Origin of the sequence: Mycobacterium sp. 852002-50816_SCH5313054-b, assembly GCF_001667185.1 — a bacterium.
GTDB lineage: Bacteria > Actinomycetota > Actinomycetes > Mycobacteriales > Mycobacteriaceae > Mycobacterium.
Map to the genome: position 1 here is coordinate 1 of NZ_LZIC01000044.1, position 15166 is coordinate 15166.

General features: G+C 68.3%; 14 protein-coding genes and 1 pseudogene. 7 read left to right on the top strand and 8 right to left on the bottom strand.

What is annotated here, in order from left to right; genetic code table 11:
* The first annotated feature begins 2 nt into the window (after positions 1-2).
* The gene (locus A5787_RS08695; RefSeq protein ID WP_082977126.1) at positions 3-3008 is read left to right on the top strand and encodes a LuxR C-terminal-related transcriptional regulator; all 3006 of its coding nucleotides are present in this window, start codon (positions 3-5) and stop codon (positions 3006-3008) included.
* A 7-nt stretch (positions 3009-3015) separates the two neighbouring features.
* Here the strand turns inward: A5787_RS08695 and A5787_RS08700 are convergent, their stop codons facing one another.
* Both A5787_RS08700 and lysA read right to left on the bottom strand, forming a co-directional pair.
* Positions 3016-3822, bottom strand: coding sequence for a rhomboid-like protein (locus A5787_RS08700; RefSeq protein ID WP_156763831.1), 807 nt, complete (start codon positions 3820-3822; stop codon positions 3016-3018).
* A complete protein-coding gene (lysA, locus tag A5787_RS08705; RefSeq protein ID WP_066964703.1) occupies positions 3810-5183 on the bottom strand; it encodes a diaminopimelate decarboxylase in 1374 nt (457 codons plus the stop codon). Before lysA ends, A5787_RS08700 begins: the two co-directional genes overlap by 13 nt.
* Before the next feature lie 193 nt (positions 5184-5376).
* Between lysA and A5787_RS08710 the strand changes: the two genes are divergently transcribed.
* The gene (locus tag A5787_RS08710) at positions 5377-6213 is read left to right on the top strand and encodes a mycofactocin-coupled SDR family oxidoreductase (protein WP_066964705.1); all 837 of its coding nucleotides are present in this window, start codon (positions 5377-5379) and stop codon (positions 6211-6213) included.
* A 10-nt stretch (positions 6214-6223) separates the two neighbouring features.
* The gene (locus A5787_RS08715; RefSeq protein ID WP_066964707.1) at positions 6224-7426 is read left to right on the top strand and encodes a cytochrome P450; all 1203 of its coding nucleotides are present in this window, start codon (positions 6224-6226) and stop codon (positions 7424-7426) included.
* Between the two features lie 5 nt (positions 7427-7431).
* On the opposite strand, the gene A5787_RS08720 is transcribed toward A5787_RS08715, so the two are convergent.
* Positions 7432-7980, bottom strand: a complete 549-nt coding sequence (locus A5787_RS08720; RefSeq protein WP_156763846.1) for a TetR/AcrR family transcriptional regulator — start codon at positions 7978-7980, stop codon at positions 7432-7434.
* Between the two features lie 170 nt (positions 7981-8150).
* Here A5787_RS08720 and A5787_RS08725 point away from each other — a divergent pair.
* Positions 8151-8853, top strand: a pseudogene (locus tag A5787_RS08725) (SDR family NAD(P)-dependent oxidoreductase).
* A gap of 41 nt (positions 8854-8894) precedes the next feature.
* On the top strand, positions 8895-9281 hold the full coding sequence (locus A5787_RS08730) for a PPOX class F420-dependent oxidoreductase (RefSeq protein WP_066964711.1): 387 nt from the start codon (positions 8895-8897) through the stop codon (positions 9279-9281).
* On the opposite strand, the gene A5787_RS08735 is transcribed toward A5787_RS08730, so the two are convergent.
* The 4 genes from A5787_RS08735 to A5787_RS08750 all read right to left on the bottom strand — a co-directional run bounded on the left by A5787_RS08735 (position 9265) and on the right by A5787_RS08750 (position 12533).
* Positions 9265-10428 (bottom strand): zinc-binding dehydrogenase, encoded by a 1164-nt coding sequence (locus A5787_RS08735; RefSeq protein WP_066964713.1) that lies wholly within the window; start codon positions 10426-10428, stop codon positions 9265-9267. The two genes, A5787_RS08730 and A5787_RS08735, sit on opposite strands and share 17 nt — an antisense overlap.
* A 111-nt stretch (positions 10429-10539) precedes the next feature.
* On the bottom strand, positions 10540-11526 hold the full coding sequence (locus A5787_RS08740) for an NAD-dependent epimerase/dehydratase family protein (protein ID WP_066964715.1): 987 nt from the start codon (positions 11524-11526) through the stop codon (positions 10540-10542).
* Between the two features lie 19 nt (positions 11527-11545).
* Positions 11546-12247, bottom strand: a complete 702-nt coding sequence (locus A5787_RS08745) for a cutinase family protein (RefSeq protein WP_066964718.1) — start codon at positions 12245-12247, stop codon at positions 11546-11548.
* Positions 12248-12359: 112 nt separating this feature from the next.
* Positions 12360-12533, bottom strand: coding sequence for a CsbD family protein (locus A5787_RS08750; RefSeq protein ID WP_066964955.1), 174 nt, complete (start codon positions 12531-12533; stop codon positions 12360-12362).
* 70 nt (positions 12534-12603) lie between these two features.
* On the opposite strand from A5787_RS08750, the gene A5787_RS27670 reads away from it, so the two are divergent.
* A complete protein-coding gene (locus tag A5787_RS27670; RefSeq protein ID WP_197507000.1) occupies positions 12604-12756 on the top strand; it encodes a hypothetical protein in 153 nt (50 codons plus the stop codon).
* 42 nt (positions 12757-12798) lie between these two features.
* Positions 12799-14106, top strand: coding sequence for a serine hydrolase domain-containing protein (locus tag A5787_RS08755; RefSeq protein WP_066964720.1), 1308 nt, complete (start codon positions 12799-12801; stop codon positions 14104-14106).
* On the opposite strand, the gene A5787_RS08760 is transcribed toward A5787_RS08755, so the two are convergent.
* Positions 14103-15158, bottom strand: a complete 1056-nt coding sequence (locus tag A5787_RS08760) for a dihydrodipicolinate reductase (protein WP_066964723.1) — start codon at positions 15156-15158, stop codon at positions 14103-14105. The two genes, A5787_RS08755 and A5787_RS08760, sit on opposite strands and share 4 nt — an antisense overlap.
* Positions 15159-15166: the final 8 nt, after the last annotated feature.

Sequence of the window (15166 nt, forward strand, 5' to 3'; positions counted from 1 at the left end):
CGTTGGCCCCGATCGGCTTGCGGATCGGTGTGCACACGGGTGAGGTGCAGTTGCGCGACGAGGGCAATTACATCGGCCCCACCGTCAATCGCACGGCGCGGCTGCGCGATCTGGCCCACGGCGGGCAGGCAGTGTTGTCGGGCGTGACTGAGTCACTGGTGGTCGACACACTGCCCGCCGACGTGTGGTTGAAAGATCTTGGCAATCACGAGCTACGGGGTGTTTCGCGTCCTGAGCGGGTAGTCCAGCTGTGTCATACCGATCTACGCAATGACTTTCCGCCCTTGCGTGAGTCGACAAGCGTTGAGAGACACAATCTTCCGCAGCAATTCGCCCGTTTCGTCGGTCGCGGCCCACAGCTGACCGAAGTGCGGAAGTCCCTGGCGCATAACCGCATTGTGACCCTGACGGGAGCAGGTGGGGTCGGCAAGACGCGCCTGGCGGTGGAAGTCGCGAACCAGCTTGCGGCCGAATACGCCGATGGTGTCTGGTATGTGGATCTGGCGCCGCTCGCCGATCCCGATGTGGTGCCGGTCGCGATGGCTCGGGTGCTGGGCCTGCCCGATCAGCCCGGCCGCTCGACGTTGGATACGATGCTGCGGGTTGTTCGCGACCGCCAGATGCTGATTGTGCTGGACAATTGCGAGCACCTGCTCGACGCGTGCGCCGAGCTGGCTGTCGCTCTCTGGACTGCGGCGCCGGGGCTGACGCTGCTGGCGACGAGTCGTGAGCCGATAGGAGTCAGTGGCGAGGCGACGTGGCGGGTGCCGTCGCTGTCGTTGGCCGATGAGGCGATCGAGTTGTTCACCGACCGCGCGCGTTTGGCTTACACCCGCTTTTGCCTGACCGACGACAATGCCGCCGTTGTGGCCGAGATCTGCGGTCGCCTCGACGGGATACCTCTGGCGATCGAGCTGGCCGCGGCGCGGGTCCGGGCGTTGTCGCCGGCCGAGATCCTTGACAGCCTCCATGACCGCTTCCGGTTGTTGACCGGTGGTTCGCGGACCGCGGTGCGCCGCCAGCAGACCCTGCGCGCCTCGGTGGATTGGTCGCACGCGCTGTTGACCGAACTGGAGCGCGTTGTGTTTTGCCGGCTGGCCGCATTCATGGGCGGCTTCGATCTGGATGCAGCCCAAGCGGTCGCCGCACATGGGGAGGTGGAGCGTTTCCAGGTGCTGGACCTGCTCACCCTGCTGGTGGACAAGTCGCTGGTGGCGGTCGACGACAGCGGGGCGCGAACCCGTTATCGGATGCTGGAAACGGTGCGCCAGTACGCGCAGGAAAAACTCGGCGAGTCCGGCGAAGCCGACGCCGTGCGCACCCGGCACCGCGATTACTACGCGGCGCAGGCGGCCCTGCTCGACGCCCCGGCAGTTACGGACCACGAGCGCCGCATTGAGCAGGCCGAGATCGAGATTGACAACCTGCGCGCGGCCTTCGGGTGGAGCCGCGAGAACTCCGACATCGATCTGGCTCTGGCGCTGGCGTCGTCGTTACAGCCGCTATGGATGTCCCGCGGCCGCCTACGCGAGGGGCTGACCTGGTTCGACACCGCCCTGGCCGACATCGAGCAGTACTACCCCGGGGTGCTGGCCGCCGTGCGGGCGCGGGCGCTCGCCGACAGGGCGATGCTCGCCATTTGGGCGGGCGCCGCCGACAGCCCGGACCAGGCTCAGCAAGCTCTGGCGATCGCCCGCGAGGTCGACGACTCGGCCCTGCTGGTGCGGGCGCTCACCGCCTGCGGTTACATCACCGGCCTCTTCGACACCGAGGCAGCCCGGGCGTACGTGGCCGAGGCGACCGGCCTAGCCCGGCAGTTGGGCGACCGGTGGTTGCTTTGCCAGGCCCTTGTCGCGCGAGCCATGGGGGCGCTCACGGCGGGTGACCCGCTCGCGTTGCGCGTGGCCGCCGGGGAGGGACGCGATCTCGCCGACGCAATCGGTGACAAGTTTGACGCGCGCCGGTGCCGCTGGGGCCTTGCAGTCGGACAGGTATTCAGGGGTGATCTGGCCGGCGCGGTAGCACAATTCGCCGCGGTGGCCGCCGAGGCCGAGGCAGCTCACGATCAGGTGTTCAGGGTGGATGGCCTCGCGTTCCGGGGCGTCGCGTTGGCGTACCAGGGCGACACCGCCGCGGCCCGGGCCGCCGCGGGTGCGGCCGTCGAGGCCGGCCCAGAACTGGGTGGGCCTAAGGCGAGTCTCGCGTACTTGGCGTTGGCCGCCGCGGCGCTGGCCGTCGGCGATGCTGCGACGGCGCTGGACGCGGCCGAGACGGCGTGGCGGCACGTGAGTGCCCTGCCGCTCCCTGGGGGGAAGCGACGCGTTATTGCTGCGCAGGCCGCGCTGGCGGGCGGGGATCTGGACGCGGCGCGCCGCTGGGCCGACGAGGCCATGCCGACAGCGACGGGCGTGTTCCTGTCGGAAGCGTTGACGACACGTGCCCGCGTGGCGATCGCGCAAGGTGAGCCGGACGAGGCTGACCGTGACGCCCACGACGCGCTTGCGCACGCCGCCGAAGTCGAGGCGTACCTACTCGTCCCTGACATCCTGGAATGCCTCGGCACTCTGGCCGGCGAGGCGGGCGGTCATCTGGAAGCGGCCCGGCTGTTTGGTGGGGCAGACGCCATTCGCAAGCGCATTGGCTCGGTCCGGTTCAAGGTCTATGACGCCGCGTACGAGGCCGCGGTGGCGGCGCTGCGAGAAGCAATGGGCGAGTGCGACTTTAACGCGGCATGGGTCGAGGGCGCGGCGTTGTCCACCGAGGAGGCGATCGCCTACGCGCAGCGTGGCCGCGGCGCACGCAAGCGACCCGCCAGCGGCTGGGGATCTCTCACCCCTGCGGAGCGCGATGTCGTCCGACTCGTCACCGAAGGGTTGGGCAACAACGATATCGCGACCCGGCTGTTCGTATCGCCCCGCACCGTGCAGTCGCATCTGACCCACGTCTACGCCAAACTCGGTCTCACCTCTCGGGTGCAACTGGCCCAGGAGGCGGCCCGCCAGGCGTGAAGGGCGACTACGCCGGCCGCGGAACGAACTCGGGCTGCGAGACGTCGGTGCGCGTCCGCGACACCTGCGAGGCGAGGAGCGCGATCAGCACGCCCGCCACCCCACCGGCCGTCGCCACCTCCGACGATCCCGACAGCACGAAATAACCGAACGCGGCCCCACCGCCGAGCAATACCAAGCGCACCGGAGTCCAGTGGACAGCCGACGGCAGCCGATACGACAGGCCGATGCCGAGCAGCAGCGCCAGCACGTGCCCGACGGCGGTGAAGTCCGCGCCCGAGGCCGCCATCAGCGCGATGCCCAGCCACCACCCGACCCACACGTGGCGCCAGCGCGCCGGTATGGACGCCGTCAAAGCGCCCAGTACGCAGACCGCGCCGTAGCTGACCCCCACGTCGCTCGCCCGCGCAACGGAGAACGGCAGCCACCCCACTTTCAGCGCGACGATCAGCCCCGCCGCGACGAGGAGCGTGGCACCGATATGGCCGACCGCGAACGCGACCACCAAACCCTTGCCGCGCCAAATCAATTCGCCCAGGGCCAGCAAGCAGACCAGCCACGGTAGCCAGAGACAGATATTCCCGCCGTCGTCGACGAATGCGCTGCCGACGAGCGTGCTCAGGCGGCCGTGCGCGAGATTGTGCAAGTTGGTGCTCATGCGGCTCACCGCGACCTCGCGCGCTTGCGGACCGAGCGCATTCAACATGACCGAGATCGCGGCCAGCAGGGCGGCGTAGGCCGCCGTGATGCGCACCGAGGCCGCGTGGGACAACACCCGCGCGGCCCGGCTCTCGCGAACGGCTATGGCATACATCGTGATTCGTCTTCGTCGGAGTGGCCCGACCAACCGCGGTCTCGGGCGAGCAGGTCGGCGACCGTCTCGCGGCGCACCAGCTCACGGGCCCTGCCGCTGGCGACCGCGACCAGCGGCGGGCGGCCCACCAGGCTGCAGCTGGATCCCATCGAGTAGTGGTAGGCGCCGGTGCAGGCCACCGCCAGCAGGTCGCCGGGATGGATGTCGGCGGACAGCTCGACATCGCCGGCGATCTCGTCGCCGGCCTCGCAGTGACGACCCACCACCGTGACCGGCGCGGTGTCGGCCGAAGAATGCCGATTGGCCAGCGCCACCGTGTATTTCGCGTCGGCGCCCGCCACGCGTGGATTGTCGCTCATGCCGCCGTCCACCGCGACGAAGGTGCGCCCGTCGCTTTGGCGTTTGACGGCGACCACCCGGTACAGCGTTATCCCGGCGCGGGCGGCGATCGCGCGGCCCGGCTGAATCACGATCCGCGGTCGGGGATAACCGTATTTCGTGCAAGCGGATTGGAGTGTGGCGTGGGTGACCGCGCCCAATGCCCGCGGATCGAGCTCGGGATCCCCGGACCGATAGGGAACCGCGTGGCCGCCGCCGAGGTTGAGCTCGCCCAGCACGATCCCGTGGCGGTCACGCACCTGGGCCATCAACGCGATCACCTGCCTGATCGCCTCGCCGTACAGCCCCACATCGGCGAGCTGTGACCCCAACTGGCAGTGCAGCCCGACCAGGTCGAGCCACGGCTGATCCAGGACGCGCCTCACCGCGCCGTAAGCCTGGCCGCCCGCCAACGCAAATCCGAACTTCTGGTCGATTACCCCGGCACTCACCGCGCCGGCGTCGATGTCGGGGACCACCCGGATCAGCACCCGTTGGCGACGGCGCACCCGCCCGGCCAGCAGCGCGATCTCGTTGGGTGTGTCGATCACGATTCGCCCGACCCCGGCGGCGACCGCGTCGTCCAATTCGCCGGCGGTCTTGGCGTTGCCGTTGAGGATGATCTTCGCCGGCGGCACCTCGCCGGTGAGGGCGGTGGCCAGTTCGCCGCCGGAGCAGACGTCGACGCCCGCGCCTTCGTCGGCTGCCCACCCGGCCACGGCCGCGGTCAGCAGCGCCCGACCGGCGTAAACCACCTCGGCGCCGGGAAGCGCCGCCCGGTAATTGCGGATGCGGGCCCGGAAATCTTGCTCGTCGACGACGTAGGCGGGGGTGCCGAACGAGGCGGCCAGGTCGGTGGCGGCGACCCCGCCGACGCACAACCGGCCCCTCTCGTCGAGGTAGCTGCTCAGCGGCCAGATCGCCCGGTCGAGGCGCGGATCCACCTCGTGCCGCGGCGATGAAACCAGCTCGAACAGCGTCATACGTCCACGGTGCAGGCGTACGGCGGGATCCGCCTCGTTCTTAACGAAGCTTTCACACCGGTGTGATTAATCTTCACAGAATTCTGCGCGGCCGCCGGGCTCATCCGCGCCTTGACGAGCTCGTCTGGGTGCTGCTACACATGGCGTGCGGCAGAAAATTGGGCGATCGCCCAATATTGGAATCGAGGTGGCTATGGCGGGCCGGATGGACGGCAAGGTCGCGTTCGTGACCGGCGCGGCGCGCGGGCAGGGCAGAAGTCACGCGGTACGGCTCGCGCAGGAGGGCGCCGACATCATCGCCGTCGACATCTGCCGGAAGTTCGAGGCCTCGCCGGCGGACGGCGCGACGCCCGAAGACCTCGACGAGACCGCGGGACTGGTGAAAAACGCCGGCGGGCGCGTCGTCACCGCCGAGGTCGACGTTCGCGATTTCGACGCATTGAAGGCCGCCGTCGACAGCGGGGTGGAACAGCTCGGGCGCCTGGACGTCATCGTCGCCAACGCCGGCATCGGGACGACGGCGGGAAAGCTGCACAAGACCGACGAGGCGCTGTGGCAGGAGATGATCGACGTCAATCTCAGCGGGGTCTGGAAGACGGTGAAGGCGGGCGTCCCGCACATTCTGGAGGGCGGTCGCGGCGGCTCCATCGTCCTGACCTCATCGGTGGCGGGTTTCAAGGCCTACCCGCACGTGGGCCATTACGTGGCGGCCAAGCACGGTGTGATCGGGCTGATGCGTTCGTTCGCGGTCGAATTGGGTCAGCGCATGATCCGGGTCAACGCCGTCCTGCCGACGCACGTGAACTCGCCGCTGCTGATGAACGAGGCCACCTACCGGGCGTTCCGGCCGGAGCTGGAGAACCCCGGACCCGACGACCTGGCGCCGGTGTGCCAGAGCTTCCACTACCTGCCGATCCCCTGGGTGACCCCCGAAGACATCAGCAACGCAGTGCTGTTCCTGGCCTCCGACGAAGCGCGCTACATCACCGGCGTCGCGCTGCCCGTGGACGCCGGCAGCTGCCTGAAGTAAGGAAGCATCGATGACCGTCACCAGTGACACCGACGTCTACTACGACCCCTACGACACCGGGATCATCGCCGACCCGTATCCAACCTATGCGCGGCTGCGCGAAGAGGCGCCGATCTACTACAACGAGCGGTACGACTTCTGGGCGATATCAAGGCATTCCGACGTCGAACGCGCGTTGGCCAATTGGGAGGTCTTCTCCAACCGCCGCAGCGACATCCTCGAGCTGATCCAGTCGAAATTCGACATGCCCGGCGGCGTCATGATGTTCCAGGATCCGCCCGAACACACCAGGCTGCGCGGCCTGATGTCGCGGGTCTTCACGCCGCGCCGGATGGCCGAACTCGAGGACCAGATCCGGCGGTACTGCGTGCGGTGCCTGGATCCGCTCGTCGGCTCCGGCGGCTTCGACATCATCGCCGAACTTGCGTCGATGATGCCGATGCGAGTGATCGGGATGTTGCTGGGAATCCCCGAGTCCGAACAGGTTTCGGTGCGCGACGCCAACGACGCCAACCTGCGCACCAAGCCGGGCGCCCCGATGAAGGTCGTCGACGCCGACTCCATCGCCGATGGCCGCATCTACGCCGACTACGTCGAATGGCGGTCCAAGAACCCGTCGGACGACCTGATGACGACGTTGCTCAACGTCGAGTTCGACGACGAGCACGGGGTGCACAGGAAGCTGACGCGCAAGGAGGTGCTGCATTACACCCAGGTGGTCGCGGGCGCCGGAAACGAGACGACGGGCCGGCTGATCGGCTGGCTGGCCAAGGTGCTCGCCGAGCACCCCGACCAGCGCCGCGAGGTCCGCCAAGACCGGTCGCTGCTGACCCGGGCCGTCGACGAGACGCTGCGGTTCGAGCCCACCGGTCCCCACGTCGCCCGTTGGATGGCAACGGATTTCGAGTGCTACGGCAAAACGGTTCCGGCCGGCAGCGCCATGTTGCTGCTGTTCGGCGCCGCCAACCGCGACCAGCGCCGCTACACCGATCCGGATACCTTCGACATCCGACGCGACAACATCTCGCACATCACTTTCGGCAAGGGCGTGCATTACTGCCTGGGGGCGAACCTGGCGCGACTCGAGGGCCGCGTCGCACTGGACGAGATCCTCAACCGCTGGCCGGAATGGGACATCGATTACGACACGGCGCAATTGGCGTCGACGTCGACCGTCCGCGGCTGGGAGCGCCTGCGGGTCGTGCTGCCCTAGGTCGGTCAGTCGCGCCGCTTGGTCGGCATCTCGAACCGGTCAAGGAAGCGGTTGACCAGTGTGACGGCCTCGTCGTGGCCGCCCTTGGTGCCGAGCGTCTGCTCGAGGATCAGGGTGCGCCCGATCGCGGCGATGACGACCGCGATGCCCGCGGGCGGGAATTCGCTGGGGTCGAGGCCATGTTCGCGGACGATGAAGTTCAGCGCAGTGATCTGCATCTCGCGCCACCGCTCCTGCCACGCGGAGATCTCCGCCCGGATCTCCTTGCGGTGGTTGGCAAGCCCCATGAACTCCAGCAGCAGCCGGGCGTCCTTGGGTTCGACGAGCGTCTCCCAGAAGGCGTGCAGGGGCCGCTCGGAGGCCAGCGCTTCCCGTTGCCGTTCCAGGTAGGCCGCGGCGCCCCGGCGGAACACGTCCAGGTACAGCTCGTCCATCGTGGGGAAGTAGTAGTGCACCAGTGCGGGTTTGACCCCGGCTTCGGCGGCGACGCGGCGCGACGTGGCCGCGGCGTAACCCTCGTCGACCATGATGCGACTCGTCGCGTCGATCAGCATGTCCCGAGTGGTGGAGTCCCTGGCCATCAACGGACCCTAAATTGGGCGATCGCCAAAAATCAACCGCGCGCCGCGAGGGAATCGGCCCCAACTTGACCCTCGTCGCGCGCGGGTGATAGGCAATGTCCAGTCCCCCATGCTGGGCGGTCGCTCAGGAAAGGCGGGTGCGCGTGAAGACTGCGGTGGTGACCGGCGGTGCGTCCGGGATTGGCCGGGCGGTCGCGGAGCGATTGCGCAGCGACGGACTTCGGGTGGCGGTCATCGACCTGTCGCCCACCGACGACGGGTTCGGCTACGTCGCGGACGTGACCGATCGCGCGCAGGTCGACGCCGCGATGTCGGCGATCCGGGACGCGCTCGGCCCGATCCTGGTGCTGGTCAACGCGGCCGGCGTGGAAGGCTTCAAGAAATTCCTGGGCATGTCCTTCGAGGAATGGTCGAAGGTGATCGACGTCAACCTGAACGGTGTGTTCCACACGATTCAGGCCGCGCTGCCCGACATGGTCGAGGCGGGTTGGGGGCGCATCGTCAACGTTTCGTCGTCCAGCACGCATTCCGGTCAGCCGTTCATGGCCCACTACGTCGCGGCCAAGTCCGCCGTGAACGGCCTGACAGTCGCTGGCGCTCGAATACGGGCCGAGTGGGGTGACCGTCAATGCGGTCCCGCCGGGGTTCATCGACACGCCGATGCTGCGCAGCGCCGAGCGCCGGCAGCTGCTGGGCGGCACGGTGGAAGACCACATCGCGCGCACGCCGGTGCGCCGGGTGGGCACGCCGGAGGACATCGCCGCCGCGTGCGCGTTCTTCGCCTCCGAGGAGGCCGGCTACATCACCGGCCAGATACTCGGCGTCAACGGCGGACGCAACACCTGACCCGGGGGTTAGGAAGTGGCGTTAATGGGGAAGGAATACTCGTGGCTCCCAGCTTTCAGGACGTCGTGACGTCCAAGTACCTGCTCCTGACCACCTTCACCAAGGATGGCCGTCCCAAGTCGACACCGATCTGGGGCGTGCCGGACGGCGACAAGCTGCTGGTCATCACCGACGACGGGTCGTGGAAGGTGAGGCGGATCAACAACACGCCGCGGGTGACGATCGCCCGCAGCGCGGCGCTGGGCAAGCCCAAGAGCGAACCGGTCGAGGCGATCGCCCGGGTACTGCCGAAGTCCGAGACGCGGCGGGTCTACAACGCCGTGCTCAAGCGGTACTGGTACCACGCCTGGTGGTTCTATGCGCACTCGATCGTGCGGGGCGGCATCGACAAGGTGCACGTGGGGCTGGAGATCACGCCGGCTGCGTAGCGTCGCTGCGGGGGTCGATCAGGATCTTCGCGTGCGCCTCCGGGTCGCCGAGCGCGTCGAACGCGGCCTCCACGCCGGCCAGCCCGACCGTCCCGGTGATCAACGGCGCGACGTTGACCTTGCCATCGGCGAGCATGTGCAGCGTGTCGCGGAACTCCAGCGGGGTGTAGCCGAGCACGAACCGAAGGTCGATCTCCTTGTTGATCGCCATCGCCGGCCGGATGTGGTCCGAGCCCATGCAGACGCCGACCACGACGACGCGCGAGAACAGCGGCGCGCTCGCGATGATGCCGTCGATGATGCCGGGCACGCCGACACATTCGAAAATGACGGGGTGCTTGGGCGTCGCGGCGCCGGCCGCTTCGGCGGCGCGCCACACATGCCACCAGGGCAGCCGCAACCTCTGCAGCTTCTCGATCGTGCCGACCGCCAGATCGAACGCCTCGAGGATGCCGCGCAGGTGTTTACGGCTCGCGTCCGTCGCGTACGGAGAATCCTGCGCGGGGTCGACGACGACGTCGGCCCCGCAGGCGGTCGCCAGCGCGCGCCGGCCCGGTGCGAAGTCGCTGGCGATCACGGTGCGTACCCCGTGCGCCTTGAGCATGCAGATCACCGCGAGACCGATTGGCCCGCAGCCGATCACGATCGCCACGTCACCCTTGCCCACCTCGCCGCGCCGGACGGCGTGCCAGCCGACCGCCATCGGCTCGGTCAGGGCGGCCATCTCGGGGCTCAGCCCGTTGGGGACCGGAATCGTCAGCGACCGCTCGACGAGGAGCTGCTCGGCATAGGCTCCCGGCGCCATCGTGGACAACCCGATCCCGTGCACCTCCTTGCCACGGCGCAGCAGCGGCAGGGCGACGACCGTGCTGCCGGGCCGCGGTGCCTTGCGCGTGCCGGGGCCGTAATCGAGCACCTCACCGCAGAATTCGTGCCCGAACACGACCGACTGATTCGATCGCATGAACGCGTCGTACCCGGATTCGACCATCACGTCGGCAAGCTCGTCGCAGTGGTGGCGCGCATGCAGGTCCGATCCGCAGATGCCGCACCTGAGGACCTCGATCAGCAACTGTCCCTTCGCCGGGGTCGGGGTCGGCGTGTCGATGACTTCGAGCTTCGCATTGGTGCACGTAACGCTCTTCATCTCTCGATCCTCCTACACCGGCGCCGGCGGGCGGGTGGCGATCGCGAAAGTGCAACTGGCGACACGTTTGCCGAGAACCGATGTCGGTAGTTGCACTTTCGAGGCGAAGCCTTAGCCCCCCGCGGCGCGCAGGGCCTCGAACGTGTCAGCGACGGTTTCCTTCGGGTCCCGGTAGGTGATGCCGAGTTCCCGCTCGCTGGGCGAATCATCCGACGCGGGCATCTGCGTGTAGTACTGCATTCCCGCCGACGTGAACGGCGTGTCGAAGGGCAGAAACCGGCCCGCCCGATCCATGACCGCACCGGCAACGCGCAGCGCGGCGTCCGGGATGGGAACCGCGACCATCGGGGTCCCGGCGACCTCGCCGAGCAGGGTCGCGAGCTCGGCCGCGGGGACGCGGTGACCGCCGGCGGTGTAGCGGCGCGGCCCGCGGCCGGGTTCCAGGAGCGCGGCGTGCAACGCGGCCAGGTCGCGGGCGTCGACGATCAACCATGCCGCGCTGCGCCCCGGGATCGCGTGCATCTGCACCGCCGCCCTGACGCCCTCGCCGGCCTCACCGAACTGGTTGCCGACCGGTGGGCCGAGGACCATGCCGGGATAGGTGATGTTCACGGGTGCGCCGGCGTCCTGCAGGCCGCGCGCATAGATTTCGACCTGCGCCTTGGACGTCCCGTATCCGTCCGCCCCGCCGACGACGGGGAGGTCAGAAGTCAGCGTCTCCAAGCCCGGGTGGAACAGCGCGGTGAAGCTCGACACGTGAATGATCGGGTCCAGGCCCAGCTCGACGGACTGCCCGAGGACGTTCTGCGCGCCCTGCATGTTCGTGGTCAGCATCTCGTTGGTCTGACGCGGGTCGACGGCCACCAGGGCGGCGCTGTGCACGACCGCGTCGCAGCCGCGCAACGCCTCGCGCACCGACACGCGATCGGTGATGTCCCCGACGGCGAAGTCCGAGACGTCGACGCCCAGGTTGGCGACCGATGTCCGCAGCCGATCGGGGTTGCGCACCAGGAACCGGATGGAGTGCCCGTCGTCGGCGATCGCCTTGGCGGTCCACCCGCCGACAAATCCCGTCCCGCCCGTGACCAGAACCCGCATGGTGCGATTCTGCACGGGCCTACAAATGACTCGCCGCGTAGGTCGCGGCTTGGCCCGTCATGCCGTTCATCGGATAGGACATATGCGCGAAGGCGTCGTTGCCGTCACCGCAGATCCCGTCGCCCGGCGCACACAACTCCAGCGTCTTGGGCTGATACAGCGGGCCGATGGCGATCACCGGGGCGCCGTACTTCTGCAGCCACGGACCCGACGGCGTCCCGAAGAGCGTGACCGCCGCGACGTGGTTCGCGATCTCCGGTGGCATCGGCGGGGGCACCGCGGAAGCCGGGACGCCCGCCGGTACTGAGGCCGAGGTGGCAAAACCCGCCACCGCGGCGCCCTGGGAATACCCGCCCAGCACTTCCTTGGTGTTCGGGCAGTTCTTCGCCATCGACTCGATGTGGGTACCGGCGTCACGGATGCCGTCGATGACGGTCCCCGGGAAATCGGGATTCGAAAAGTCGGTGCTGGCAGGGTAATTGACCGGATACACGCCGAGCGACCGGCCGCCGAGCTGCCCGCGCAAGGCGTCGACGAATGACCCGCCGACGCCCCCGACGCCGGGCGGTTCGCCCGAACCGCGGGCGAACACCACCTCGACGTCCGGACACGGGTCGCCGGATGCCGCGGGGGCTGGGGCGCCCGCCAGTGCGAAGGCGGCCGCCACCGCGGCAGCTCCCAGGAATGTCGTGTATCGGCGCATGTTCGTAGGCCTTCGCATCGTCTTGTCCTTTACCCACTATTCGGCGCCAATTGCGGTATGGACGGCCGATCGAAAGGAAAGACCAGCGGGCCGCCGGCCGTCACCGGCAGACCCGCTGGTCAGTGATCACTTACTTCTTGAAGGCGTCCTTCACCTTCTCGCCGGCATCCTTGAGGCTGGACTTCGCCTGGTCGGCCCGGCCTTCATCTCTGGTGTCGTGATCTCCGGTCGCCTTGCCGATGGCCTCCTTGGCCCGGCCACCGAGATCCTCGATCTTGTTCTTCGCTTTATCTGTGCCACTCATGCTGCTGTGACTACCCAGCGGTGGGCGATATTGAAACCGCAGCTCGTCCGGGGCTGTCATCATGGACTGCGTGGGCACCGCAATAGTGGTGGCGATCGTCGCGACGCTGATGCTGCTGGGCATCGGCATGGTGGTCAATCAGCTGCTTCGGCTCAGGAAGTGGCTGAACGCCCAGCCGCCGGAGCCACCGCCCGGCGACGCGGCGCACCACCCCCCGGAGTGATCTGTGCCCGGGGCTTTTGCCGGCTGATAGCTTGAGTCCGTGATGGCCTCGCGTCGCGGATCAGCCCTGCTGGTGACCGACGACGGCTTGCCACGCGGCGTGTCCGGGGCCGCCGACCCGCATTTTGCCAACGTCATCGGCATTTTCGCGCGGCTGTTCCCCGGCCGCCGGTTCGGCGGGGGAGCGCTGACCGTTTACATCGACGGCGCGCCCGTCGTCGACGTCTGGACGGGCTGGTCGGACCGCGCCGGCACCGAGCCCTGGACCGCCGACACCGGCGCGATGGTGTTCTCGGCGACCAAGGGCGTCGCGTCGACGGTGATTCACCGCCTCGCCGACCGGGGTCTGCTGTCCTACGACGATCCCGTCGCCGAATACTGGCCGGAATTCGCGGCCAACGGCAAGGCCGACATCACGGTCCGCGACGTCCTGCGACACCGGTCCGGGTTGTCGCACCTGCGGGGCGTCACCAAGGCGGAGCTGATGGACCACCTCCTCATGGAGGAGAAGCTGGCCGCGGCGCCCGTCGATCATCTGCGTGGCGTGCAGGCCTATCACGCGCTGACCTACGGATGGCTGCTGTCCGGTCTGGCCAGGGCGGTGACGGGCAAGGGCATGCGAGAGCTGATCCGGCAGGAGATCGCGCGTCCGCTCAACACCGACGGCCTGCACCTGGGCCGCCCGCCCCAGGGGGCGCCGACCCGGGCGGCCCAGATCCTGATACCGCAGGGCAAGCTGCGCGCCCCGGTGTTCAATTTCATCGCACCGAAACTGGCCGGCCTGCCGTTCTCCGGTGCGCTGGGCGCGATGTACTTCCCCGGCGTCATATCCCTCATCAAGGGGGAGACCGGTTTTCTGGACGGCGAGGTGCCGGCGGCCAACGGCGTGGTGACCGGCCGCGGGTTGGCCAAAATGTACGCGGCGCTGGCCAACGGCGGCCGCATCGACGGCAAGAAGTTTGTGTCCGAGGAGTTGGCGCGCGGCCTGACGGGCCAGCCGCAGCGCAAGTGGCCCGACGCAAACATGGTGGTGCCCATGCCATTTCATCTGGGCTACCACGAGTCGCCGGTCCCCGGCCTGCTCAAGGGTTTCGGTCACGTGGGGCTGGGCGGAACGCTCGGCTGGGCCGACCCGGAATCCGGCAGCGCCTTCGGGTTCGTGCACAACCGCCTGTTGACGCCGTTGCTGTTCGACATGGGATCGTTCGCGGGTTTGGCGGGCCCGCTGCGCAACGCCATCGAGGCCGCCCGTCACCAGGGGCCGCTCGAGGTGCCGCAGCTGGGCGCGACCTACGCCAAACCCGCCCGGCGGAAGGCCGTTCCCGCGGCGGCGGCCTCGGGCGACGGTTAGACCTTCGCGAAGCCTCGGGGAAGCGTGAGCGGCAGATCGGTATAGGTCACGATGCCCGGCGGGGCGGCGACGACGGCGGGGATCGCGTTGATGACGGGCAGCGCCGTCATGATGTGTCCGAGCGCCATGAAGTCGGCGATCGTCTCGGCCTGGAAGTAGGGGGGCGGCAGGAACCCGACCTTGGTGGTCACCGTGGGCTGCCCGTCGATCTGGATAACCCAGCCGTCCTGCTCGATTTGCCAGTCGGGCTCGAGCGTCTGCCCCTTGCGCCACCGGACATTGAGGTCGATCAGGGTTTTGCCGCCGACGATGCCCTGCCAGCTGATGTACACGCCCGCGACGCACCCCGCGGCAATCGTCCAGGATGCCATTTCGAGATCGGCTGTGGTCTGGGCGAATTCGGCCACGCAACGCACCTCATCGAGCTCGACACCGAGTGCGTCGGCCACCAGCAGCACGGCCTCGGCGAAAATGGCGGTCCCCTTTCGGGCCATCTCCTGCAGCTCCGGGTGATCGATCGGTTGGCCGAAGCCCACCGGCTTCTCGGTGTCCGGCGAGTCGTAGAACGTGGTGTCGGCCGCCTCGATCACGCTGACCTTGTCGATCCTGTTGCACACCATCGCCGAGACGATGGCCAACAGCTCCGCGAAGCCCGGGCTGACGCCGGAGCCGAACATCGTCGACCCGCCCTTCTGGCAGGCTTCGACGATTCGGTCGCGACCCTCGCCCAGATTGGCCCCGGTGATGAAGGACGCCGTCGTCACCACGTTGACGCCCGCGGACAGGATGCGCACCAACTCGTCGACGTCGATCCACATCGGGTTGTAGACGACGCAGTCGGGTTTCAGGGCGAGCAGCGCGTCGACGTCGTTGGTGGCGGTCACGCCCAGCGGCGCAATGCCGACCAGCTCGCCCGCGTCGCGGCCGACCTTCGCCTCTGACCAGGCATAACAGCCCACGAGCTCGAGCGCGGGATTGTCGGCGATCGATTGCAGCGAGCTCTTGCCGACGTTTCCGGTGTTCCACTGAACGACGCGATAGTTGTTTGGCACTCGCTCAG